The 22,771-nt window shown below is 64.5% G+C and carries 18 protein-coding genes and 4 tRNA genes; 15 read left to right on the forward strand and 7 right to left on the reverse strand.

Annotated features, from left to right (window positions below):
• Nucleotides 1–51: 51 nt before the first annotated feature.
• From pgsA to ACYVNQ_RS28880, 5 genes are all read left to right on the forward strand, one after another.
• A complete protein-coding gene (pgsA, locus tag ACYVNQ_RS28860) occupies nucleotides 52–645 on the forward strand; it encodes a CDP-diacylglycerol--glycerol-3-phosphate 3-phosphatidyltransferase (protein WP_460907339.1) in 594 nt (197 codons plus the stop codon).
• Nucleotides 646–864: 219 nt separating this feature from the next.
• Nucleotides 865–940, forward strand: a tRNA-Gly gene (locus tag ACYVNQ_RS28865).
• 78 nt (nucleotides 941–1,018) lie between these two features.
• Nucleotides 1,019–1,094 (forward strand) — tRNA-Gly (locus ACYVNQ_RS28870).
• Between the two features lie 150 nt (nucleotides 1,095–1,244).
• Nucleotides 1,245–1,318, forward strand: a tRNA-Cys gene (locus ACYVNQ_RS28875).
• Nucleotides 1,319–1,497: 179 nt separating this feature from the next.
• Nucleotides 1,498–1,992 (forward strand): GNAT family N-acetyltransferase, encoded by a 495-nt coding sequence (locus tag ACYVNQ_RS28880; protein ID WP_460907341.1) that lies wholly within the window; start codon nucleotides 1,498–1,500, stop codon nucleotides 1,990–1,992.
• Between the two features lie 188 nt (nucleotides 1,993–2,180).
• Here ACYVNQ_RS28880 and ACYVNQ_RS28885 read toward each other — a convergent pair whose 3' ends face one another.
• Together ACYVNQ_RS28885 and ACYVNQ_RS28890 are read right to left on the reverse strand one after the other, a co-directional pair.
• Nucleotides 2,181–2,666, reverse strand: coding sequence for a copper chaperone PCu(A)C (locus ACYVNQ_RS28885; RefSeq protein ID WP_460907343.1), 486 nt, complete (start codon nucleotides 2,664–2,666; stop codon nucleotides 2,181–2,183).
• Between the two features lie 18 nt (nucleotides 2,667–2,684).
• Entirely contained in the window at nucleotides 2,685–3,335 is a 651-nt protein-coding gene (locus tag ACYVNQ_RS28890) for an SCO family protein (RefSeq protein ID WP_460907747.1), read from the reverse strand.
• A 382-nt stretch (nucleotides 3,336–3,717) separates the two neighbouring features.
• Between ACYVNQ_RS28890 and otsB the strand changes: the two genes are divergently transcribed.
• Together otsB and otsA are read left to right on the forward strand one after the other, a co-directional pair.
• Nucleotides 3,718–4,467 carry a trehalose-phosphatase gene (gene otsB / locus ACYVNQ_RS28895; protein WP_460907345.1) on the forward strand — a complete coding sequence of 250 codons (750 nt, stop codon included), beginning with the start codon at nucleotides 3,718–3,720 and terminating at the stop codon, nucleotides 4,465–4,467.
• Nucleotides 4,468–4,699: 232 nt separating this feature from the next.
• Complete coding sequence (otsA, locus tag ACYVNQ_RS28900) at nucleotides 4,700–6,154, forward strand: alpha,alpha-trehalose-phosphate synthase (UDP-forming) (protein ID WP_460907347.1); 1,455 nt, start codon at nucleotides 4,700–4,702, stop codon at nucleotides 6,152–6,154.
• Between the two features lie 172 nt (nucleotides 6,155–6,326).
• Here the strand turns inward: otsA and ACYVNQ_RS28905 are convergent, their stop codons facing one another.
• On the reverse strand, nucleotides 6,327–8,165 hold the full coding sequence (locus tag ACYVNQ_RS28905) for an ABC transporter ATP-binding protein (RefSeq protein WP_460907349.1): 1,839 nt from the start codon (nucleotides 8,163–8,165) through the stop codon (nucleotides 6,327–6,329).
• Nucleotides 8,166–8,970: 805 nt separating this feature from the next.
• Here ACYVNQ_RS28905 and ACYVNQ_RS28910 point away from each other — a divergent pair.
• The 5 genes from ACYVNQ_RS28910 (at nucleotide 8,971) to ACYVNQ_RS28930 (ending at nucleotide 15,752) form a co-directional block, all read left to right on the forward strand.
• Complete coding sequence (locus ACYVNQ_RS28910; protein ID WP_460907351.1) at nucleotides 8,971–10,035, forward strand: glycosyltransferase family 4 protein; 1,065 nt, start codon at nucleotides 8,971–8,973, stop codon at nucleotides 10,033–10,035.
• Nucleotides 10,036–10,309: 274 nt separating this feature from the next.
• Nucleotides 10,310–11,191: a hypothetical protein gene (locus ACYVNQ_RS28915; RefSeq protein ID WP_460907353.1), complete on the forward strand. Its 882-nt coding sequence runs from the start codon at nucleotides 10,310–10,312 to the stop codon at nucleotides 11,189–11,191.
• Between the two features lie 89 nt (nucleotides 11,192–11,280).
• A complete protein-coding gene (locus ACYVNQ_RS28920; protein ID WP_460907355.1) occupies nucleotides 11,281–11,745 on the forward strand; it encodes a DUF2214 family protein in 465 nt (154 codons plus the stop codon).
• A gap of 386 nt (nucleotides 11,746–12,131) precedes the next feature.
• Nucleotides 12,132–14,636, forward strand: coding sequence for a penicillin acylase family protein (locus tag ACYVNQ_RS28925; protein WP_460907357.1), 2,505 nt, complete (start codon nucleotides 12,132–12,134; stop codon nucleotides 14,634–14,636).
• 267 nt (nucleotides 14,637–14,903) lie between these two features.
• Complete coding sequence (locus ACYVNQ_RS28930) at nucleotides 14,904–15,752, forward strand: oxidoreductase (protein WP_460907359.1); 849 nt, start codon at nucleotides 14,904–14,906, stop codon at nucleotides 15,750–15,752.
• Nucleotides 15,753–15,957: 205 nt separating this feature from the next.
• Here the strand turns inward: ACYVNQ_RS28930 and ACYVNQ_RS28935 are convergent.
• From ACYVNQ_RS28935 to ACYVNQ_RS28950, 4 genes are all read right to left on the reverse strand, one after another.
• A tRNA-Val gene (locus ACYVNQ_RS28935) sits at nucleotides 15,958–16,032 on the reverse strand.
• A 48-nt stretch (nucleotides 16,033–16,080) separates the two neighbouring features.
• The gene (gene dnaQ / locus ACYVNQ_RS28940) at nucleotides 16,081–16,839 is read right to left on the reverse strand and encodes a DNA polymerase III subunit epsilon (protein ID WP_460907361.1); all 759 of its coding nucleotides are present in this window, start codon (nucleotides 16,837–16,839) and stop codon (nucleotides 16,081–16,083) included.
• An 84-nt stretch (nucleotides 16,840–16,923) separates the two neighbouring features.
• Entirely contained in the window at nucleotides 16,924–17,370 is a 447-nt protein-coding gene (rnhA, locus tag ACYVNQ_RS28945) for a ribonuclease HI (RefSeq protein ID WP_460907363.1), read from the reverse strand.
• Complete coding sequence (locus ACYVNQ_RS28950; protein WP_460907365.1) at nucleotides 17,367–18,182, reverse strand: class I SAM-dependent methyltransferase; 816 nt, start codon at nucleotides 18,180–18,182, stop codon at nucleotides 17,367–17,369. The genes rnhA and ACYVNQ_RS28950 overlap by 4 nt, the downstream gene beginning before the upstream one ends.
• 19 nt (nucleotides 18,183–18,201) lie before the next feature.
• Here ACYVNQ_RS28950 and gloB point away from each other — a divergent pair, with 19 nt between their 5' ends.
• The 3 genes from gloB to ACYVNQ_RS28965 all read left to right on the forward strand — a co-directional run bounded on the left by gloB (nucleotide 18,202) and on the right by ACYVNQ_RS28965 (nucleotide 22,403).
• Nucleotides 18,202–19,014: a hydroxyacylglutathione hydrolase gene (gene gloB / locus ACYVNQ_RS28955; RefSeq protein WP_460907367.1), complete on the forward strand. Its 813-nt coding sequence runs from the start codon at nucleotides 18,202–18,204 to the stop codon at nucleotides 19,012–19,014.
• Nucleotides 19,015–19,286: 272 nt separating this feature from the next.
• Nucleotides 19,287–20,942 carry a transglycosylase SLT domain-containing protein gene (locus ACYVNQ_RS28960; protein WP_460907369.1) on the forward strand — a complete coding sequence of 552 codons (1,656 nt, stop codon included), beginning with the start codon at nucleotides 19,287–19,289 and terminating at the stop codon, nucleotides 20,940–20,942.
• Nucleotides 20,943–21,161: 219 nt separating this feature from the next.
• Nucleotides 21,162–22,403: an MFS transporter gene (locus tag ACYVNQ_RS28965; RefSeq protein WP_460907371.1), complete on the forward strand. Its 1,242-nt coding sequence runs from the start codon at nucleotides 21,162–21,164 to the stop codon at nucleotides 22,401–22,403.
• Nucleotides 22,404–22,771 lie beyond the last annotated feature (368 nt).

Consider the following 22,771-nt stretch of genomic DNA (forward strand, 5'->3'; position numbering starts at 1 on the left):
CGTCGAACCGGCACAATTGCAAATCCACTTTTCAGAACCCTGTCGCTGCCCATGCCGTTCAATTTCCCGATTTTTCTGACGTGGCTGCGGATCGTGCTGATACCGCTCGTGGTGGGCGTGTACTACCTGCCCAATACGATGATGAGCGCCGAGCATCGCAATGTGGCCGCGGCAGTGATCTTCATTCTGGCGGCGCTGACCGACTGGTTCGACGGTTATCTCGCGCGCAAATGGAATCAGACGTCCGCGTTCGGCGCGTTTCTCGATCCGGTCGCCGACAAGCTGATGGTCACGGCAGCGTTGCTGGTGCTGGTGCAGGTCGCGCGGCTCGATTCGGCGATTGCGCTGGTGATCGTCGGCCGCGAGATTGCGATTTCGGCGTTGCGCGAATGGATGGCGCAGATCGGCGCATCGAAGAGCGTGGCGGTGAATTCGCTCGGCAAGATCAAGACCGCATGCCAGATGGTGGCGATCCCGATGTTGTTGCTGTACATGCCGGTGCCGCTTGGTGGCGGCATCGTGCTCGATACGCGCGTGTGGGGGCTGTGGCTGATCTATCTGGCGGCGGTGCTGACGATCTGGTCGATGCTCTATTACATGAAGCTCGCGTGGCCGCAGATTCGCGAGCGCGGCGGCATTGTGTGAGCGTGCGCGGGTGCATCGTTGGATGTACCGCAGAGCGTTCATTGGATGCCGCGCGCATCGTGCAGAGAAAGGCGACGAAGAGGGCTTGACACGTTTCAGTGCTTTATACATAATCTCGTCTCTCCGGTGCGCGAGGTTCTGAAGTGAGTGCCCCGGAACGCAAGCGCAGCAAGGCTTGCAACGGTAGTAAGCAGTAGCGGCAAGTAATAACAGCAATACGCGGGAGTAGCTCAGTTGGTAGAGCGCAACCTTGCCAAGGTTGAGGTCGCGAGTTCGAGACTCGTCTCCCGCTCCAGATTTTCGAAGCAGCGTGTTGTGGCAAATGCAGTGGCAATAGCAAACAGGCAATACGCTGTGAAGCAGTCAGTATCATGCGGGAGTAGCTCAGTTGGTAGAGCGCAACCTTGCCAAGGTTGAGGTCGCGAGTTCGAGACTCGTCTCCCGCTCCAGGATAGTTGGAAACAAAAGCGGGGAAGCAAAGCTTCCCTTTTTGTTTGGTAGTTATGTTGGGCAGATTTGTTCAGCAGGCCAGTAGGCCAATGCACACCATCTGCGAACCGTTGCATGCGCAACCTTGTACGGTTCGGCAGTCCGCTTACGGCGCGATAGCAAAGCGGTTATGCAGCGGCCTGCAAAGCCGTGTAGGCCGGTTCGACTCCGGCTCGCGCCTCCAGTAAAAGAAAAGCCCCGATCCGTCGGGGCTTTTCTTTTTTCAGGTCCGCCTGAGCACGGTCGCTTTGTCGTCAGGCAGTTCAAGTTCGGCGTGCAAGAATTGAGGTGCGAGTGGCGAATTCACCCTGTCGCCGACATGCACGATAGCGACGCTTTGGCACTCACCCGACACATCCCATCATGACCGACCCGCAACGCGCTACTTCAACGGCTACCCCGCATTTCGACTGGCGCTGGAAAGCGTTCGACGATCTGACCAACCTCGAGCTATACGACATGCTAGCTGCGCGCAGCGCAGTATTCGTGATCGAGCAGACCTGCCTCTATACCGATATCGACGGGCTCGATCCGGGCGCATGGCATTTGCTTGCCTACGGTTCGGGTGCGCAGGGCGCGCAGCTGGCCGGTTATCTGCGCGTGCTGTTGCCCGATGAGCAAGATGCGGATATCCGCATTGGCCGCGTGCTGACCACGGCCGATTTTCGCGGTGCCGGACTCGGCAAGGCGATGCTCGAGCGCACGCTTGGCCATATCTACGCTCAATGGCCCGGCACGCCGATTCGCTTGCATGCGCAAGCGCATTTGCAGGCGTTTTATGGCGCGTTCGGTTTCGAGCCGGTCTCCGGGATTCACGAAGAAGACGGCATCCCGCACGTGTGGATGCGCTCGGCGTAATTTCAGCGAGGCGCGGCTCGCCTGGGCGCAGCCGCGTGACGTTAGCGACATGAAGATGACCGTCGCACCCGTGCCGCGTGCAACGGCGGTCATGACGTAGCGATCGCGTCTAGCTGGCAGCGGCATCAGGCAGCGGGCGTGATGCAGCGGCATGTGGCAACGGCGTGTGGCAACGCCCACGCGTCCGCTCAGTTCACCTGCGCAGGCGACTTCACCGGAAACGCGGTATCGAGCGTTTCGCCGTCCGAGAAATGCAGCTTCAGATGGACGGTATCGCCCGGCGCGACCTTATGCTTCGCCTCTTCGAGCATCATGTGATAGCCGCCCGGCGCGATCTGCGCTTGGCCATGCGCGGGCACCGTCAGCTTGTCGACCATCACCATCTTCTGTGTCGAGCCGTTCGCGACGGTTTGATGCAGCATCGTGCTGCCATAATCGGCGCTCGAGATATCGACCAGATCGACCGGTTTGTCGCCGGCATTGACGAGCGTCGCATAGCCCGCTGCCGGCAGATTGCCCGGCAGCCAGCGCACCCACGGATTCTTCACGCTAATCGCTTGCGCGGCGCCTGCTGCGTAGGCGGGCGCGACAGCGCCAACTGCCAGCACACCCGTGAAGGCGCACGCAGAAGCCAGTTTCGATAGTTGCGCGAACGGTCTGATGTTGTTTTTCATGGCAATACCCGAATGACGTCAGGAACGGACTTCAATAATACGGCGCAGATCCGCGGCGATTGCGTCGGGCGTGTCGCGGTCGGTGCCGAGCAGACGCGCATGGCCTTGCGCGTCGAAGATGTAGACCGCCGAACTATGCGTCACCTCATAGTTGCCCTTCGGATCGCGCTGTTCCATCTGATACGCAACGCGGTAGCGCCGCGCCAGCTCTTCGATCTGCCGGTCGGTACCGGTGAGCCCCTGCGCATGCTGCGCATCGAAGGCATCGACATAGTCGCGCAGCGCCTGCGGCGTGTCGCGTGCCGGGTCGACCGTGATGAACAGAATGCGCACGTGTTGCGCATCCGGCCCGAGCTTGCCGAGCACCTGCATCAGGCGCGCCATGGTTTCGGGGCAGACATCCGGACAGTGCGTGTAGCCGAAGTAGACGAGCGACGTGTGGCCCTTGAAGGTGCCGCCCGTTACCGGCTTGCCGTCGTCGCCGGTCAGCGTGAAATCGAGATCGGGCAGGTGACCCGACACGTCGGTCAGGTGCCAGGGCTCTTCCTTGTGCGAGCAGCCGGCGAGCACACCGGCGACTGCACAGGCAAGGCCGAGCAAGCCGACCAGGATCGCGAAACGACGCAGCGCATGGCGCACGGCGAAGTGCGGTGCGCAGGAGCGCCACAGGCGCGTGAAAAAGGTAACAGGGAACAAAGGCGTAGCAGGTGACTCGATTGATCTGTGACAGGCGCTTCGCTGTGTAGCGCGACCAGGATATTCAATGCAATATCGGCAACAATGCGGAGCGCGGCGGTGGCACAGACTCTAGCGCAATTCCGCCTCGTGTGCGCCAACCATGCGGTGCACGCCGCATGTGGAGGCAAAATGCCGCAGCGGCTGAAAGCTCGGTGAACTGCGATTGTTCTGCATTTGAACGAAATGCAGTGTTGACACCTGGGACAACGACGGCGCCGTTGCCACGAGTCCTACTCTCTCGATAAAACAACCGAGGCGCGGTAAGATGCGCCTTCTTTTCCGGCTGAAAGCGGCTGAAAGGCAAGATAAACCGATGCAAGCACCTCCGGCTGTTCTCTCGTCGTCCGAATACGCTTTCTTCTTCGACTTCGACGGCACCCTCGTCGACCTGGCGCCGACCCCCGATGGCGTGCGGGTCGAGCCCGACATGCTCGCGCTGCTGGCGCAACTGCGCACGCTCACGCACGGCGCCGTCGCGATCGTGTCGGGGCGCGGCATCGACAGCATCGATGGTTTTCTCGGCATGCCGGATCTGCCGGTGGCGGGCCTGCACGGCGCCGAGCGGCGCGACGCGAATGGCGACACGCAGCGAGTCGGTTTCAACGACGAACGGCTGCTGCACATGGAGCAGGTGCTCGCGGAAGTGGTGAATACGAATCCCGGCATGCTGCTCGAGATCAAGGGCGCGTCGCTTGCGCTGCATTACCGCAATGCTCCGGACCGCGAAGCGGCGGCACGCGCGGCCACCGAGCGGCTGGTCGCGCAATATCCGGACGCGTACGTGGTGCAGCCGGGCAAGATGGTCTACGAGATCAAGCCGAAAGGGGTCGACAAGGGCCGCGCGCTGCGCGCGTTTCTCGACGAGCCGCCGTTCGCGGGCCGCAAGCCGGTGTTTGCCGGCGACGATCTGACCGACGAGAAAGGTTTCGCGGTGGTCGACGAGGTGGGCGGCGTGTCGATCAAGGTCGGCGGCGGCGAGACGATTGCGCGCACGCGCGTCGAATCGGTGGGCGCGCTGACCGCATGGCTGGCGGCGGTGGTTGCGGCGGCACGCGGCGCATGAGTAGCGGCGTGTTTGCGGTGCCGCGCCGGATCAACGCGTTGCGCTGTCGGATGCACTCGCTGCGCCACCGGATGAAGTCGTTGGCCTGCCGGACAGACTCGCCGTGCCGCTGCCCGGACTCATTGCACTACCGGAAGACTTCGCTGCGGCGTTTACCGCAAACCTCGCTCCAGAACTCCCCGCAGACCTCGCTGCACGCGCACCAGCAGCCTCACCACAGGAATTGCGCGCCATGAGTCGCCTGATCATCGTTTCGAACCGCGTTGCGCCGATTTCCGAAGGCGGCCCCGCAGCAGGCGGTCTTGCGGTCGGCGTGTACGACGCGCTGAAAGAAACCGGCGGCATGTGGTTTGGCTGGAGCGGCGACGTGCTGACATCCGGCCAGCCGCAGATCAGCGTCGAAGAGCGCGGCCCGGTGACCTTCGCGACCATCGGTCTGCTACGACGCGATTACGACCAGTACTACCGCGGCTTCTCGAACGCGACGCTGTGGCCCGCGTTTCACTATCGCGCCGACCTGCTGCAATACGACCGGCACGAGTTCGAAGGCTACTGCCGCGTCAACACGTGGCTCGCGCAACAACTCGTACCGCTGCTACGCCCCGACGACGTGATCTGGGTGCACGACTATCACCTGATTCCGTTCGCACAGGCACTGCGCGCGGCCGGCGTGAAGAATCGCATCGGCTTCTTTCTGCATATTCCGTTTCCCGCGTCGCAGGTGCTGCTGGCGGTGCCGCCGCACCGCGAACTGGTCGAAGCGCTGTGCTCGTTCGATCTGCTTGGTTTTCAGACTGAGCCCGATCTGCGCGCGTTCTGCGATTACATCGTCCATGAAGCGGGCGGCAGCGTCGACGCGCGGCCGGCAGCGGCGGCCGAGCCCGCGGTGATCCACGGCTTCGGCCGCACGCTACGCGCGAGTGCGTATCCGATCGGCGTCTATCCGGACGAAATCGCCGAACTGGCGAAGGACGGCGAGCGCGGCAAGCCGGTGCGCACGATGAAGGCGACGCTGCACGAACGCAAGCTGATCATGAGCGTCGACCGGCTCGACTATTCGAAAGGGCTGGTCGAGCGTTTCCGCGCGTTCGAGCGGCTGCTCGAACAGGTGCCCGCGCAGCGCAACAACGTGTCGTTCCTGCAGATCGCGCCGCCCACGCGCGCCGATCTGCACGCGTATCAGGAAATCCGTCTGCAGCTCGAAGGGGAGTCGGGCCGTATCAATGGCCGCTTTGCGGAGCTCGACTGGACGCCGATTCTATACATTCACCGGCAATACGAGCGGCCAGTACTGGCCGCGTTGTTCCGTACCGCGCACGTTGGTTATGTGACACCGCTGCGCGACGGGATGAATCTGGTCGCCAAGGAATACGTGTCCGCTCAAGATCCGGCGGACCCGGGCGTGCTGGTGCTGTCGCGTTTTGCGGGCGCGGCGCAGGAGCTCACCGGCGCGCTGATCGTGAACCCGGTCGACGTGGACGGAATGGCCGAGGCGCTCGCCGCGGCGCTGACGATGCCGCTCGCCGAGCGCCAGGCGCGGCATCGGGACATGCTGGTGCAGCTGCGCGAGAACAACGTTTCGGTGTGGCGCGACAATTTCATGCGCGATCTGCAGCGGGCGCAGGCGGCGACACTTCATAACGACGATGACGGCGCGCGCGACGCGCATGCGGGAACGGCGGGCTAGTGAGGCGTTGGTTGCCCGGAAACAGACAAAAAGCCGCTGCGTATGCAACGAAGCGGCTTTTTTGTGGGCTAGATCGGCCGTAGGGGCCGGGGCGGTTCCGGGTGGTACCGCGCGTGATGCCGACAAACGGCCGACGCGGCGCGCCAGCTGTGCCAGCGAAGCCAGCGGTCCCTCAAGCTACGTGTTGCTGCTCGTCGAGCTTCTTGCCGCCCACATGCAGCGTCGAATGCTTGCCGTGTTGCTTCGTCAGCAGATCGCGATACAGCCCCGGACGATTGCGCAGTTCTTCCGGCGTGCCGTCGTCGATCACCTTGCCGGTGCTCATCACGATGATGCGGTCGAAGGTGTGCAGCGTCGACAACCGGTGCGCGATGGCGATCACGGTGCGGCCGACCATCAGCCGGTCGAGCGCTTTCTGGATCGCTTCTTCCGAAGCGCTGTCGAGTGCGGAAGTCGCTTCGTCGAGCAGCAGGATCGGCGAGTTCTTCAGGATCGCGCGTGCGATCGCGATGCGTTGCCGCTGGCCGCCCGACAGCTTCACGCCGCGGTCGCCGACGATCGTGTCGTAGCCTTCCGGCATTGCCTCGATGAAGTCCGAGCAACGCGCCTCGCGAGCGGCGGTGAGCACTTCCTCGCGCGTCGCCTCGGGGCGCCCGTACGCGATGTTTTCGTACACCGTGCGATGCAGCAGCGAAATGTCCTGCGGCACCAGCGCAATCGCGTGGCGCAGGCTGTCCTGCGATACGCCCGCGATATCCTGCCCGTCGATCTTGATCTGCCCGCCCTGCGCCTCGTAGAAGCGCTGCAGCAGCGCGAGCACGGTCGATTTGCCGGCGCCCGATTTGCCGATCAGCCCGACGCGCTGGCCCGGTTCGATGTTCAGGTCGAAGTGATCGAGAATCGGCCGGCGGCGCGGATACGCGAAGGTCACGCCGTCGAACACCACGCGCCCGCCTTGCGGCACCAGCTCGGTGGCATCGTTGCGATCCGGCATGCCGTGCGGCTCGAGCAGCGTCTTGACCGCTTCGGCGAGCCGCGCCACGTGCTGCGTGACGTCGACCAGCGCTACCGCCAGATCGCGCGTGCCGTGCAGGATCGTGAAGCCGAGCGAGCTGACCAGCACGATGTCGCCCGAGGTGGCGCGCCCCTGATCCCATAGCCACAAGGCCCAGCCGAGCAGCCCCGCCGACAGCAACGCGGTGATCACCGCATGCAGCAGGCGCAGCCGCTCCAGATACAGCAGGCTGTTCTGGCGCGCATCCATTTCCGCCTTGACGGTCGAACCAAAGCGCTTTTGTTCGCGAAACGTCATGCCGAACGCGCGCACCAGCGCCATGTTGCCGATCACGTCGACCAGTTCGCCGTCCACCGCCGCGGCCTTCGACGCGAACGCCTGATGCCGTGCCGAGCCGCGTCCGGCGAGCTTGTACAGCACGAACGCCAGAATCGCCGAGCAGCTGAGCAGCGCACCGGCCATCAGCGGGTTGACCGAAACGATCATCACGATCGCGCCGATTACCGCGATGCATGGCGGCAGCACGTTCCACGCGGTGGTGTTCTCGGCGGTATAGACCGCGTTCGACGTGGCGGTAATGCGGCTCGCCAGCGTGCCGGGCTGCTTTTCGGAGTAGTAGGTCGGCGAATGGCCGCTCAGATACTGAAACAGGTCGCGGCGCAGGTCGCCGGTCACGGCGACGAACGTGTGCGCAGCGAACCAGCCGCCGACCCGCCACAGCAGATTGTCGGCGGCGATCAGCCCGACGAGGATCGCAAACGCGCCCCACAATGGACCAGGATGATGCCGACCGGTGCCGAGCACGTCGATCAGGTGCTTGATCGCGTACTGCGAGGCGAGCGCGCAACCGACCGCGGCAAACACGCTGCACAGCACGACGGTATGTGCGAACGGATGGCGGCGGATAAAGCGCAGGAGGAAGGCAAGTGGCCGGTCCGCATAGCTCGCAAGCTTTGCGTTGTGGGCGTTACGCTGGGCAATGGTCAGATGTTCCAATTGTGCGTGCAGTATGAAGTCGGGTTAGCTCATCGGTCACGGGATGCCTCGTAACACAGCGTAGGTTCCGCATTGTAAACATGCAAAAGCCATTTAGGCCCGCGGAAAGTCGCATGGCGGCAGTCTTTGGCGCGATTCGTTTCGCGCCCTTTTCACGCCATTTTCACGATACGGCGCAGAGGTGTCTGTCTGCTGGACCCGTTGCCGGGCCGGTGGTTCGCGCGGTTGGCATGCTTTTTCCGGATATAATTACGGATTGCATTCAATGCCGGTGGCGGCGCAAGCGCACGCGTAGTGCATCGGCGCGGTGCATCGCATCCCTGGCAGTTCCAACCCTGCGGCGACGCTCAGTCAAAGCACGAACGGGGCCCGGGAGGAATGCTTCGGGAGCCATGTTGCGCGCCACAGTGTCGTTCGGAAGACGCACGGGGCGTGCCGCCGGTGCAAGGCTCCCAATGTAGAACTGTCTTTGAAAACAAGGGTTTGCAAAGTGTTTCGCCTTTGTAACAACGTAAAGACTTTGAAATGTACGGGCGCTGGAACCTCACTGGCATTGATAATGCGTCCTCGGTCAACCCAGGTGAGCTGATGTTTGTCAACGGCTGCGGATCCGGCGCGTTTACCGGCCCATGCAGTTAGAGACAACAGCCGATCCTGGCGTCCTAACCAGCGATCCATCGCAGGATTTCTCGAAAGAAGCAGGTGTGTGCGGCCAGTGAAGCCGACCATGCAACCTTGGCGAGCAACGCGAGTCGCTTTTACAAACTGCAGTTTTTTGCCTGATCTTTAACGAGGAGTTCTCTCTATGCGAATCGCTCAAATTGCTCCGTTGCACGAGGCGGTTCCGCCGAAGCTATACGGCGGTACGGAACGTGTCGTGTCTTATCTGACGGAAGCGCTAGTTGAGCAGGGTCATGACGTGACCCTTTTCGCAAGCGGCGATTCGCAGACGTCGGCCAAGCTCGAAGCGTTCTGGCCGCAAGCGCTGCGTCTGGACCCGACGATCCGCGACGTGATGGCGCCGCACATGCTGTTGCTCGAAGAAGTGCGCCGCCGCGCCGACGAGTTCGACGTGCTGCACTTTCATATCGACTATTACCCGTTCTCGCTGTTCGCCCGCCAGCCGGTGCCGTTCCTTACGACGATGCACGGCCGTCTCGACCTGCCCGAACTGCAGCCGATCTTCAACACGTTCAGCGACGTGCCGGTGGTGTCGATTTCGGACAACCAGCGCCAGCCGCTGCAACAGGCGAACTGGCTGCAGACCGTCTACCACGGTCTGCCGGAAAACCTGCTGAAGCCGATTCCCGATGTGAAGCCGGGCTATCTCGCGTTCCTCGGCCGCATCTCGCCGGAGAAGCGTCTGGATACGGCAATCCGCATCGCCGAGCAGGCTGGCATGAAGATCAAGGTGGCCGCGAAGCTCGACAAGGCCGACCGCGCCTACTACGAAGAAGTGATCAAGCCGCTGATGGCGCTGCCGCACGTCGAGTACATCGGCGAAATCAGCGAATCGGAAAAGACCGAGTTCCTCGGTAACGCGCACGCGCTGCTGTTCCCGATCGACTGGCCGGAGCCTTTCGGCCTCGTGATGATCGAAGCGATGGCGTGCGGCACGCCGGTGATCGCGTTCAAGCGCGGTTCGGTGCCTGAAGTGATCGAAAACGGCGTGTCGGGCTTTGTCGTCGAAGACGAAATCAGCGCGGTTGCGGCGGTCAAGCGCCTGCACCAGTTGCCGCGCGCCACGGTGCGCAAGGCGTTCGAATCGCGTTTCTCGTCGCAGGTGATGGCGCGCAACTACGTCGCGACCTACGAGGAACTGCTGCGCCAGAAACGCCGCACGGTACTGCGCGAAGTCAACGCAAACTAAGTCCGGCGACGCGGGGCTGCTGCGGTAACGGCGGCCTTGCTGCATGATCCCCGACGCCTCGCGTGCATCGACGCACACGGGGCGTCGTTGTATTTGAGGTGGGCGTGGCATCGTTGCCGCTGTTGCATCCGGCGCACGCGCGCAGGCGCATCCCGGATGCGCCACGCATCGAACGCGCCGCTTTCGGGGTGGGACCGATGAGCCGGCCCCGCAATATCCCTATAATGGCCGAGCCGCGCATTCGGGCGGCGACACAGGCCACGAGGAGAACGCTTTGGCGAGGACCAGACAGACGCGCGCGAACGCGGCGCCGGGCGCCGGCACGATCTTCGCGCTGCGCGCCATCGGGCTGATGATTCTCGCCCGCTGGCTGTCCTCGATGTCCAACATGAACGTGCTGGGCGCGCTGTCGGGGATGGCGTCGTCGCCTTGGGCCTGCATCAATCTGGTCCTCCTGTTTCTGCTGATTTTCCTGCCGGGCGCGCGCGCCCGTGCCGAGCGGCCATTTCATCCGCTGCCGCAATGGCTTCGCCAGGCGTTACGTTTGTTCGCATTTCTCGCGTTTCTGTTTGCTGCGTGGTCGGTTGGCGCGTTCGTCTGGACGGCCGGCTGGCGCGGCGCATTCAATGCGCTTGCCGCCACCAACGGCTGGCTGCTGGCGGCGCCGGCGCTGTATGCGATCGTGCTGTGGATCTGCCGGCCGCGCGCGCTGTGGCGTACCAATGTCAATGCGCGGCGTTTCGCGATCGGGCGCTATGCGATCTCGGTCGATAACGTGACGCGCACCGCGGTGGTCTGGATGGAAAGCCGCAAGCTCGGCCAATACGACGCGCGCGAGCTTTCGCTGCGCTGGCCGCACGGCGCGCCGCCGCAGTTTGCCGGAACACCGGCTGGCGATGGGACGGGCGTGACGGGCGGCGAACGCGTGCACGAATTACATGACATGCCGGCAACGGCTGCCGGCGCGGCGACACTGCGGCCGGCAGCGCTGCCGCGCGCCCGGGCCGGCTGGATGCGCCGGCCGCGCGTCGAGCTGATGTGGGATTCGCCGGCCGCGGCGGGCCACAACCGGCAGACGGTATTCCGCGTGCAGCTGGCGACCGAAGGCGACCGCATCGCAGCGCGCGCGCTCGATGCAAATCTGCGGCAAATCTGAGCGCAGCATCGGCGCGCGCAACCCGCAATACGCCGTTCGCAACAACACCGACAAGGCTGACCCATCGCGACGTTTGTCAGGAGGTGTCCATGCTGATCCGCTGGTTGCTGGCCGCAATTCATCTGCTGGGGTATGGGCTCGCGCTTGGCGCGATCGTCGCGCGTACGCGTGGGTTGCGCCGTTGCAAGTCGGTGCAGGGTCTGCCGGGCGTCTTTCTCGCCGATAACCTGTGGGGGCTGTCGGCGCTGGTGCTGATCGTCACCGGCGCGCTGCGGGCATTCGGCGGCTTCGAGAAGGGCACCGCGTTCTATCTCCACGAGCCGTTCTTCCACCTGAAGATGACCGCGCTGGTGCTGATTCTGGTGCTCGAGGTGGCGCCGATGGTCGCGCTGATCCGCTGGCGGATCGCGCTGAAGAAAGGCGCGACGCCGCCGCTCGAGCGTGCGCAGCGGTTTGCGACGGTCGGCGCGGTGCAGACTGCGCTGCTCGTGGTGATGGTGTTTGCGGCGGCGGGTATGGCGCGTGGCATCGGTATGGCGAGCGCGGCGCAATAGCGGCAGCGCGCGCGAAAAGCGGATGGGCACGAAGGGCGCCAGGCTCGCCGATCGCGCAAGGATACCCGCTGCGCAAAAGCCACCAACCACGCGAAGGACGCTAACGGCGCAAAGGTGTCTGCCGTGCAAAAGCCATCAACCATGCGAAGGACGTCAACTGTGTAAGCGCAGCAGAGCGGACAACGGACGCCACGCGCTCGCGACGACCGAGGCGCCACGACCACCAGAACCGAAGCCGCAACCGGCCACACGAACCCGCGCCACACACGCACCACAGCGCCTGCCCGCGCCGCCCATCGCTTTCACACGCTCATGCTAAGGTCGCTCGTCAGCTGACCACCCGGCCACTCCGGCCTCGCATTGACCCACGACCCGCCTGATCCGCAATGACCCGTTCGAGTCTCTCCGCCCCGAAGCGGCGCCGCGCCTGGCCACTGTTCTTGCCTGGCGCATTTGTCGTCGTGCTTGTAGCCGCCGTGCTCGTCATCTGGATCGGCTTGCGCGCCAGCCTGCCGCAACTGGACGGCACACGTGCCGCGCCGCTATCGGCGCCGGTCGCGATCGGCCGCGACACGCTCGGCGTGCCGACCGTGCAGGGCGCGAACCGCGCGGACGTGGCTTACGCGACCGGCTTCATTCACGCGCAGGACCGGTTCTTCCAGATGGATCTGCTGCGCCGGGTCGCGGCCGGCGAGATGTCCGCGCTGATCGGTCCGCCCGCGCTCGAGCTCGACAGGCGCGACCGTCCGCTGCGCTTTCGCGAACACGCCCGCGCGGCGCTGGCCGCGCTGCCCGCCGCCGACCGGCAACTGCTCGAGCGCTATACCGCCGGCGTCAACGACGGCCTGCATGCGCTCGGTGCGCGGCCGTTCGAATACTGGTTGCTGCGCACGCAGCCGGCCGCATGGCAGCCGGAGGATACGCTGCTGGTGGTCTACGCGATGTACTTCGACCTGCAATACGACCAGGTGCGCCGCGCGTTGTCGCGCGCGGCGCTGCGTGAGCGCACGCCGGCCGCGCTGTTCTCGTTCCTGCTGCCGGCGACGAGCCATTGGGACGCGCCGCTCGACCCACCCGCGTCGGCTTCCAGTCCGCTTGCAACGCCCCCTGCGGTTCGCCCGTCATGGCTGCGCGCGACGCAGTCCGCCGCCGACGAAGGGCCATTCGAATCCGCTGCTGCACAGCACGTGATGCCGCAACTCGTCGCCGACCTGGCGCCAACCAACGCGATGGTCGGTAGCAACGGCTGGGCGGTTGACGGTGCACACAGCATGCACGGCGCGCTGCTCGCGAGCGACATGCATCTGGGCCTGGCGCTGCCGAACATCTGGTACCGGCTGTCGCTGGTTTATCCGGCACCGGACGGCAGCACGCGGCGCGTGACCGGCGTCAGCCTGCCGGGCACGCCGTTCGTCGTAGCCGGCAGCAACGGGCGCGTCGCGTGGGGGTTCACCAACAGCTACGGCCGTTTCATCGATCTGATCGAACTGCAGCGCGACCCTGCGAACCCGCTGCGCTACAAGGTGCCCGGCGGCTGGGACGAAGCCCAGGTCGTGCACGAGCGGGTCGACGTGAACGGCGCGGCGAGCGTCGATCTGCCGGTGGTCCAGACGCGCTGGGGGCCGCAACTGGAGGTCGGCAAGCGCGCGTACGCGCTGCGCTGGGTTGCGCAGGATCCGCAAGCGGTCAATGTGAACCTTGCGCGTCTCGAAGACAGCGCCACGGTCGCCGATGCGCTGCATGTCGCGCAGACCAGCGGCGTGCCGACGCAAAACTTCACGGCCGCCGATGCGCAAGGGCACATCGGCTGGACCCTCGCGGGTCCGTTGCCGCGTCTGTCCGATGCCGACATCGCGAGCAACCAGAACCGCCAGAGCGACGCAAGCAATCCGGTCGAAGGGCTGCCGCAGGTGTCCGGCAGCTACGTCGGCTGGCAAGGCTACCTGCCGCCGGACGCCTATCCGGCGCGCACCGACCCCGCGTCCGGCCGCATCTGGACCGCGAACAACCGCGTGCTGCCGCTCGCGGAGCAGGCGCGTATCGGCGATGCGGGCACCGACCTCGGCGCGCGCGCCACGCAGATCCGCAACGATCTGCTGGTGCTGCCGCATGCGACCGAGCGCGACATGCTGGCAATCCAGACCGACGACCGCGCGTTCTGGATCGGCTACTGGCGCAGCACCGCGCTTGCTGCGCTCGATCAGCAGGCGCTTGCCGGCCATCCGCAGCGCGCGGAGTTCCGGCGCCTGGTCGAGGGGTGGGACGGCCGCGCCGATGCCGGTGCGGTCGGCTACCGGCTGGTGCGGGCGTTCTATTTTTCGCTGTACGACACGTGGTTCGGCGCGCTCGACAAGGATCTCGCCGAGGTCGCGCCGGATCTCGGCTATCGTGCGGCGAACTCGCGCTATGAAGCCGTGATGGAGACGCTCGCCGAACACCGCACGTGGGTGCCGGACGGCTTTGCCGACTGGCGTGCCTTCATGCTGGACCGGATCGATCGCGCGATCGCGCAGTTGCCCAAGGGCACGACGCTCGAGGACGCGCGCTGGGGCGACCGCAATCGCGCGGCGATCGTGCATCCGTTCGCGCGCCTTATACCGGCCTGGGTTCCGTGGCTGCGCGGCTGGCTCGGCACGCCACGCGACCCGCTGGCCGGCGATATCAACATGCCGCGCGTGCAGGCGCCTGCGTTTGGCGCGTCGGAGCGCTTCTCGGTGTCGCCGGGGCACGAGCAGGACGGCATCTTCGAGATGCCGGGCGGGGAGTCGGGCAATCCGCTGTCGCCGTATTTCACCGCTGGCCATGAAACATGGGTGCATGGCGATGTTGCTCCGTTCCTGCCGGGGCCGGCGGTGCATACGCTGACGTTGACTGCGGGTGGCGTGCACTGAGCTTGCCTGTGGCGCGCGACGCGCTGCGCACTGAGCGTATCCGTACACGCTGCGCGCCGTCGCGCAGCGTTCGCCTGTTTTTATCGTTCATATCCGGTCGAATTTGAAAGCGTCGCATGTGGCGCAAAAGCCCGCATCCGCTTGCACGCGCATCATCGATGGCTGCGTTGAGCCGCTCGCGTAACGGACGTCGAGCCGATCGGCCGCTGTTCCTCACGCGAGCCGCAGCGTTTCAAGCAACGCAATCCGCCAAAGGAATTCGCCGCCATGAACCGATCCAGCAGCTCCAGAACGTTTTTCATTACAGGGGTGAGTTCCGGTTTCGGTCGAGCGCTCGCGCAAGCGGCGCTGAACGACGGGCATCGCGTGGTTGGTACGCTGCGCCGCGACGACCAGCGCATTCAGTTCGACGAACTGATGCCGGGCCGCTCATTCGGGCGCTTGCTCGACGTCACCGATACCCCCGCGGTCGGGCCGCTGATCGACCAGGTCGAAGCGCAGCTCGGCCCGCTCGACGTGCTGGTGAACAATGCCGGCTACGGTTACGAAGGCGCGATCGAGGAATCGCCGCTCGACGAAATGCGCAAACAATTCGACGTGAACCTGTTCGGCGCGGTCGCGGTGACCAAGGCGGTGCTGCCGTATATGCGCGAGCGGCGCGCGGGCCATATCGTGAACGTCACGTCGATGGGCGGCATCGTGACTTTCCCGGGCCTTGCCTACTATCACGCGAGCAAGTTTGCGCTGGAAGGATTCACCGAAGTGCTGTGCAAGGAGATGAAGCCGTTTGGCGTCGCGGTGACGGCCGTCGAGCCGGGCGGTTTTCGCACGCGCTGGGCGGGCGCGGCGATGGTGCACGCGGAGCGTTCGATCCGCGATTACGACGACATGATCGAGCCGCTGCGCGCATCGCGTCAGCGGCGTGACGGCAAGCAGCCGGGCGATCCGGCGAAGGCGGCGCGCGCGATTCTCACGCTGGTGGATACGCCGAACCCGCCGTGCCATCTGCTGCTGGGCAGGGATGCGCTAGGCTTCGTGCGCGAGAAGCTGGCGGATATGGAGTATCAGTTCAAGGCGTGGGAGAAGTTGACGGTGTCGACGGATTTCGACGGGTAGGGCGCGGGCTCGATGCGAAGCTTGCGGTGGGCAAGTCGAACCGCGACTGCGAGCGCGGCCGTCCGCGGTTTCGCGATTTTCGTGAGGAACGCGAATGGGATCCGCGGCCGAGCAGTCAGAAAACAACGAGCAGTCAGAAAACAAAAAGGCCCACCGACTTTCGTCAGAGGGCCTTTTTTCTTCGGGTTCTACAACCCACAAATTCTGGTGGGTAGTACTGGGATCGAACCAGTGACCCCTGCCGTGTGAAGGCAGTGCTCTACCGCTGAGCTAACCACCCGAAGAGCTGTGCATTATGTCAGAGCTCTTCGACCTCGTAAAGAACTTTTTAAGCAGTTTGCGCGTCGGCCGCGGCACTCGTTTCTTGCGCGGGCGGCGCGGGTTCGAGACGCCACACGCTGGTGCCCTTGATCGCCTTGTCGAGACCGTCGAGCAGCGCCTGATGCGCGACCAGTTCTTCGTCGCTGGCCGCGAGCACCGGCAAGTCCAGCGCTTCGAGCACGATGCCCGAGGTGCGGGCGGCGCCCGGCGCGGACGCTTCGCCGAGCATGTCGATCACGAGGCTTTCCTGGCCGCGCGTCATCGCCAGATAAACTTCGGCGAGCAGTTCCGAATCGAGCAGCGCGCCGTGCAGCGTGCGGTGCGCATTGCTGACGCCCAGGCGGTCGCACAGTGCGTCGAGCGAGTTGCGCTTGCCGGGGAACATGGTCTTCGCCTGCACCAGCGTGTCGAGCACCTGGGTTTCGCAATGCTCGCAGAACTTCGGCAGGCCGAGCAGCGCAAATTCGGCGTCCAGAAAACCGATGTCGAACGGCGCGTTGTGAATGATCAGCTCGGCGCCCTTCAGAAAATCGATCAGCGAAGCGGCGATCTCCGCGAACTTCGGCTTGTCGCGCAGAAAATCGGTGGTGAGGCCGTGCACGGCCAGCGCGCCCGGATCGCTGTCGCGTTCGGGATTCACGTAGAAGTGCAGGTTGTTGCCCGTCAACCGGCGGTTCACCAGCTCGACGCAGCCGATTTCGATGATGCGGTCGCCACTGCGTGCATTCAGGCCCGTCGTTTCGGTATCGAGGATGATTTGACGCATGTCGGAATAGCCTGCTCTAGATAAAACGTGCAAAAGGAGGACGGCGCGGAGGGCGGTACGCGGTGACGCAGCGCACCGCGCGCTTCACAGATCGGTGAGCGACGCGACGCCGCGATTGGCCAGCGCATCGGCGCGCTCGTTTTCCGGATGGCCCGCGTGCCCCTTCACCCAGCGCCATTCGAGCTCATGCTGCTGCACCAGCGCATCGAGCCGCTTCCACAGGTCCGAATTCTTCACCGGTGTTTTGGCGGCGGTCATCCAGTTCTTCTTCTTCCAGCCGTGAATCCACTCGCTGATGCCTTTCTGCACGTATTGCGAGTCGGTGTGGATGACCGCCTTGCACGGGCGCTTCAACGCCTCGAGCGCGGCGATCACGCCCATCAGTTCCATGCGGTTGTTGGTGGTGTTCGCTTCGCCGCCGAACAGTTCTTTTTCTTGCGTGCCGAAGCGCATCAGTGCGCCCCAGCCGCCGGGACCGGGGTTGCCCTTGCAGGCGCCGTCGGTGAAGATTTCGATCAGGTCGTCGGTCATTTTCCGTTATTGCGGGTATTGGGCGTGGCGGCGGGCGCGAGGCCGGCCGCGAGCACGGGTTTCTTCACTTTCATCGGCCCGATGAGACGCATGCCGGGAACGCGCTTGATCGCCGTGACCATGTACGACGCGCCGAAAATCGGCCACCAGCGGTCGCCGGCGGCTTCCATGAATTCGTAGCGCGACAGCCAGATTTCGCTGACGAGGGGCGGACGATAGCAGCCGAACCGTCCGCGATCAAGGTCGAAACCGAGCAGCTTGATCCAGTCCTTGAGCCGGGTGAACGCGATCAGGTCATGTGCGGCGGGCACGAATGGCCGCCCGGTCATTTTGCCGACCGACTGCCGCACGCCCCACAGCGACAGCGAATTGAATCCCGAGATGACGAGGCGCCCTTCGGGCATCAGCACGCGCTCCGCTTCGCGCAGCAGCCGGTGTGGGTCGCTGGTGAATTCGAGCGTGTGCGGCATCACGATCAGATCGACGCTTTGCGCTTCGAACGGCAGATCCAGCAGGTCGCACCACACCGCGCTGCGGCCCGGCGGCGCGTGGCGGCCAGGCAAGCCGCCGGCCTGGCCGTCCGGATAACTGTACGGCGCGCTGTTGCCGCTCGCCGCGTCGAGCACGAGGCCGCGGCACGGCATGCGGTTCTCGCGCAGTGCGTCGAGCTGCGGCAGCCCGAGTTGCAGCGCGTGAAAGCCGAACACGTCCGACACGACCCGGTCGAGCTGCGCCTGCTCCCACTGCAGCACGTAGCGGCCGGGCGGGGAGTCCGTCCAGGCGGGCCAGTCTATAATCGTTCGGTCAGACATGTTGGAGATTACGTCGCCTATGAATGCGCTTGAATACGTACCGGTCCCGGCCTTCGAAGACAACTACATCTGGCTCGTTTCGGACGGCCGCAACGCGGTGGCGGTCGACCCGGGTGAAGCGGCCCCGGTGCAGGCCTATCTCGCGAAACGGGGCTGGCGGTTGAGCGCTATTTTACTCACCCACCATCATCGCGACCACGTCGGCGGAGTGGCCGATCTGTTAAATGGCCAGGTGGCGCCTGAGACGATACCCGTATACGGCCCGGCAGGCGAAGCGATCGATCATCTGACGCAGCGCGTCAAGCAGGGCGATCGCGTGCAAATCGCCGAACCGGCGCTCGAGCTGACCGTGCTCGACGTGCCCGGCCACACCAGCGGACACATCGCTTATTTCCAGGATGCAGATGCGCACAATACGCGCGGTACGCCGCACGTGTTCTGCGGCGACACGTTATTCGCCTGCGGCTGCGGGCGCGTGTTCGAAGGCACGCCGGTGCAGATGCTCGCTTCGCTGGACGCGCTCGCCGCGCTGCCCGGCGCGACCGAGGTCCATTGCGCACACGAGTACACGCTGTCCAACATCCGCTTCGCACTTGCCTGCGAGCCGGGCAACGAACAGCTGCAGGCGTGGCGCGACGAAGCAGTCGCACGGCGGGCGCGCAACGTGCCCACCTTGCCGACCACAATTGCTCACGAGCGTGCGGTCAATCCGTTTCTGCGTGCCGACCAGCCGGCGATCCAGCAAACCCTCGCCGAGCAGCTGCACGAAACAGTGCCGGACCGCCTGACCGCATTCACGCTGATGCGTGAGTGGAAGAACAGATTCCGCTGACCTGACCGACGGTGCGGGAATCTTCATCCGAATCGTCGAAAAGCCCGCCAAGCCTTAGATTTGGCGGGCTTTTTCATATCTTTCTGATTGACGGAAACGTCTCTCTTTCGTACTATCGGCTGCAAAATCCAGCCGTATTCCAGCTGTAAAGCTTTCCCGCAGCCGTTTTCCGAAGCAGTTTTCCCGCTGCCTTTACCCCGTGGTTGCTCTGTGGTTGCGCTACAGTCGCCCGCCCGTCGTTTGTTTTGGGTTTTTTGGGAACCGAGACGTTCATGAGATTTATCTTTAGCGCGTTGCTGGTCCTGACGCTCGCCGCGTGTGCGAGCCAGGGGCCAACGGCGGTCAACCCCTCCGCTTCCAATCCAGCCAGCCAGCAAGCTGTCGCCGACGCCCTCCGTAAAACCGCCACCGCCAAAGAAACGATCAACGTCGACCAGGCTTCCGTCGACCAGTTGACGACCGCCGACAGCGACCTGTGGGGCCGCATTCGCCGCGGCTTCCAGATGCCGGACCTGCAAAGCGACCTGGTGGACATGCAGGTCAACTGGTACGCGCAGCGTCCCGACTACGTGCAGCGCATGACCGAGCGCTCGCAAAAGTACCTGTACCACATCGTCGAAGAGCTCGAAGCGCGCCATATGCCGACCGAGCTGGCGCTGTTGCCGTTCATCGAATCCGCTTATAACCCGCAGGCGCTGTCGGTTGCGAAGGCCGCCGGCATGTGGCAGTTCGTGCCGGGCACCGGCCGCACCTACAACCTGAAGCAGAACATGTGGCAGGACGAGCGCCGCGACGTGCTGGCGTCGACCAGCGCCGCGCTCGACTATCTGTCGCGCCTGCACGATATGTTCGGCGACTGGTATCTGGCGCTCGCCGCGTACAACTGGGGCGAGGGCAACGTGCAGCGCGCGATCGCGCGCAACGAGGCGGCCGGGCTGCCGACCGACTACCAGAATCTGCGCATGCCGATGGAAACGCGCAACTACGTGCCCAAGCTGCAGGCGGTCAAGAACATCGTGATCAACCCGCAGATGTACGGGCTCGCACTGCCGGAGATTCCGAATCACCCGTATTTCGTGACGGTCACCACGTCGCACGATATCGACGTCGAGATGGCCGCGAAGCTGTCGAACATGTCGCCGGAAGAATTCCGCTCGCTGAACCCGTCGTTCAAGAAGCCGGTGATTCTCGGCGCGACGCAGCCGCAGATCCTGCTGCCGTTCGACAATGCAAGCGCGTTCGAGCGCAATCTGAAGTCGTATAGCGGCGCGTTATCGTCGTGGACCACCTACACGGTCACCGAGCGCGCAGGGCCGGCGGCGATTGCGCAAAAGATCGGCGTCGACGCCGATACGCTGATGGAAGTGAACAAGATTCCCGCCGGCATGCGTCTGAAGCCGGGTTCGACGATCGTCGTGCCGCGCGGCGACGATGTCGATGAAGACATTAGCGCCGACGTCGCCGAAAGCGCGGTGCTCGCGATGGAACCGGACGTTCCCGATACCCGCAAGATGCTGATCCGCGTGCGCCGTTCGCAGTCGATGGCGGCGCTGGCAAGCCGTTACGACGTGTCGGTCGGGCAGCTGAAGGCGTGGAACCGCACCCGGCGCAACGACGTGCGCGCGGGCCAGGCGATCGTGCTGCACGTGCCGGTGGGCAAGCGGGTGCCGACCGAGCCCGGTCCGGAAAAGCTCGCCACCGACGTGCAGGGCGGCAGCGTGCAGAAAATCAGCACGCAGGTCAGCGAGCCGCGCTACGACAAAAAGGGCAAGGCCCGCGGCAAAACGACTGTGGTCAAGGTAGCGGCGCCCGTCGCCGACAAGGGCAAGCTCACCAAGGTGTCGGCTTCGGCCCCCACCGGCAAAGCGTCGAAAGCCGCGGCTCCCAGCCGCACGAAAACCGCGGCCAGCTCGAAGAAGAGCAAGTAAGTCACAATTCGCGGCACCCCGGGGGCGTCGAATATGCGCTGCGGGGGCAGCGCATATCGTGCGCTCCGAGCGTCCCCGTTCGCTACGCGCCGTCACGTGTTTCGTGACGGCGTTTTCGTTTTTGCGGGCTTTGCTTAAATCCTTTATTGTTCTGGCTCGGGCCGGACTGGCCACTTTTTTCGCTTTATCCGTCTCTTACAGGTTTTCTTACCCGTTCCGATGTCGTCCACTTCGCTTCGCGTTTTCCTGCTTTTCTCCGCCGGCTACTTCGTTTCGTACGTATTTCGCGGCGTCAATCTGGGATTCGCGCCGCTGATCACGCATGAAATCGGACTCACAGCCACCGATCTCGGCCTGCTGACGAGTCTGTATTTTCTCGGCTTCGCCGGCGCGCAGATTCCGGTCGGCGTGTTGCTGGACCATTTCGGCTCGCGCCGCACCACCGCCGGCATGCTGCTGTTTGCCGCAGCGGGCATCTGGACCTTCGGCGCGGCGCACGGCATCGGCGTGATGATGGTGGGGCGGCTGTTGATCGGGATCGGCGTGTCGGTATGTCTGGGCGCGGCCTTCAAGGCGCTCGCACAACACTTCCCGGCGCCGCGCCTGCCGCTCGTGAACGGGCTGACGATGGCCGTGGGCGGGCTCGGCGGCGTGATGGTCGGCTCGCCGTTGACGTGGGTGCTGACCTTCACCGACTGGCGTGTGCTGTGCGTGTGGCTCGGCGTGATGACGGTGGTGGTGGCGCTCGTGATCTGGTTTTGCGCACCCGACACCCAGGAAGCATCGCGCCACATCACGCTGATGGGCCAGTTCAAAGGCACGCTCGAAATCCTGCGCAGTGCGGCATTCTGGAAGATCGCGTCGTTTCCGGTGATCACGCAGGGCGTGTTCTATTCAATGCAGTCGCTGTGGGTTGGCGCGTGGCTGCGCGACGTCAGCGGCCTGCAGCCCGGTCCGGCGGCGGCGCTGGTGTCGGTGCTCGGCTTTGCGATGATGGCGGGCTGCGTGGGCTTTGGCGCCGCGGCTCGCGGGCTCGAGCAGCGCGGCGTGTCGCTGTATGCGTTTTGCGGCATCGGTGGCGCGCTGTTCGTGCTGACGCAGATTCTGATCATGCTCGGCGCGCCGCTGCCTTCCGGGCTGCTGTGGGCGGCATATGGCATCTTCGGTGGCACCGGCATTCTCAGTTATGCGCTGTTGCCGCGCTATTTCGCCGCGCATCTGATCGGCCGCGCCAACACCACGATGAATCTCGTGATCTTCCTGCTGATTTTCGGTTTCCAGATCGGCGTGGGCGCGGTGCTGTCGCATTGGCCGGCTAGCGCGGGCCACTATCCGCCCGCGGCGCACCTCGCCGCGTGGGGCATCCTGCTCGTGCTGCAGCTTGGGGGCGCGGTCTGGTATGTGCTGCCGAGCCGCGTGCTGCCGCAAGCCGCGCAGATGCTCGCGAGGCAGCAGTCGTAAGGGACGCGGGGCACCTCGCGAGTGCCTGGGCGGCGCTGGGTCGCCAATCTGACTGACGTTTTGCTGGCGCGCCCCCAACCCATGCCGGCCATCTCGGGTTTGAAGGGAAGGGGTGTTTCAGGCTATAATTCGAAGGTTTGAGCTTATCAACCCGCACCCTAGCGCCTACCTCTTCCAAACCGTTCATCCGCCGCGCACCGCCTGGTTATTCCGGGTCGTCATCCCGGGCCGCATCGCCCTCCACATCCGGGGCCGATTGCATGTGTGCCTACGCACGACCGACCGAGACTCGAGCCGTGCTGCGCGAGCGAGCCAGTCCGAGCAGCCCGCGTTCATCGCGCGCGCCACGCGGCCGGCACGATCGGATG

Source organism: Paraburkholderia jirisanensis, assembly GCF_054782355.1.

Bases quoted from the DNA above. Each gene is read 5' to 3' on its own strand.
- gloB (WP_460907367.1), top strand. From the start codon at position 18,202: ATGAATGCGCTTGAATACGTACCGGTCCCGGCCTTCGAAGACAACTAC.
- rnhA (WP_460907363.1), bottom strand. From the start codon at position 17,370: ATGACCGACGACCTGATCGAAATCTTCACCGACGGCGCCTGCAAGGGC.
- otsB (WP_460907345.1), top strand. From the start codon at position 3,718: ATGCAAGCACCTCCGGCTGTTCTCTCGTCGTCCGAATACGCTTTCTTC.
- ACYVNQ_RS28925 (WP_460907357.1), top strand. From the start codon at position 12,132: ATGACCCGTTCGAGTCTCTCCGCCCCGAAGCGGCGCCGCGCCTGGCCA.
- ACYVNQ_RS28930 (WP_460907359.1), top strand. From the start codon at position 14,904: ATGAACCGATCCAGCAGCTCCAGAACGTTTTTCATTACAGGGGTGAGT.
- dnaQ (WP_460907361.1), bottom strand. From the start codon at position 16,839: ATGCGTCAAATCATCCTCGATACCGAAACGACGGGCCTGAATGCACGC.
- ACYVNQ_RS28885 (WP_460907343.1), bottom strand. From the start codon at position 2,666: ATGAAAAACAACATCAGACCGTTCGCGCAACTATCGAAACTGGCTTCT.
- ACYVNQ_RS28880 (WP_460907341.1), top strand. From the start codon at position 1,498: ATGACCGACCCGCAACGCGCTACTTCAACGGCTACCCCGCATTTCGAC.
- ACYVNQ_RS28910 (WP_460907351.1), top strand. From the start codon at position 8,971: ATGCGAATCGCTCAAATTGCTCCGTTGCACGAGGCGGTTCCGCCGAAG.
- ACYVNQ_RS28965 (WP_460907371.1), top strand. From the start codon at position 21,162: ATGTCGTCCACTTCGCTTCGCGTTTTCCTGCTTTTCTCCGCCGGCTAC.
- otsA (WP_460907347.1), top strand. From the start codon at position 4,700: ATGAGTCGCCTGATCATCGTTTCGAACCGCGTTGCGCCGATTTCCGAA.
- ACYVNQ_RS28950 (WP_460907365.1), bottom strand. From the start codon at position 18,182: ATGTCTGACCGAACGATTATAGACTGGCCCGCCTGGACGGACTCCCCG.
- pgsA (WP_460907339.1), top strand. From the start codon at position 52: ATGCCGTTCAATTTCCCGATTTTTCTGACGTGGCTGCGGATCGTGCTG.
- ACYVNQ_RS28960 (WP_460907369.1), top strand. From the start codon at position 19,287: ATGAGATTTATCTTTAGCGCGTTGCTGGTCCTGACGCTCGCCGCGTGT.
- ACYVNQ_RS28920 (WP_460907355.1), top strand. From the start codon at position 11,281: ATGCTGATCCGCTGGTTGCTGGCCGCAATTCATCTGCTGGGGTATGGG.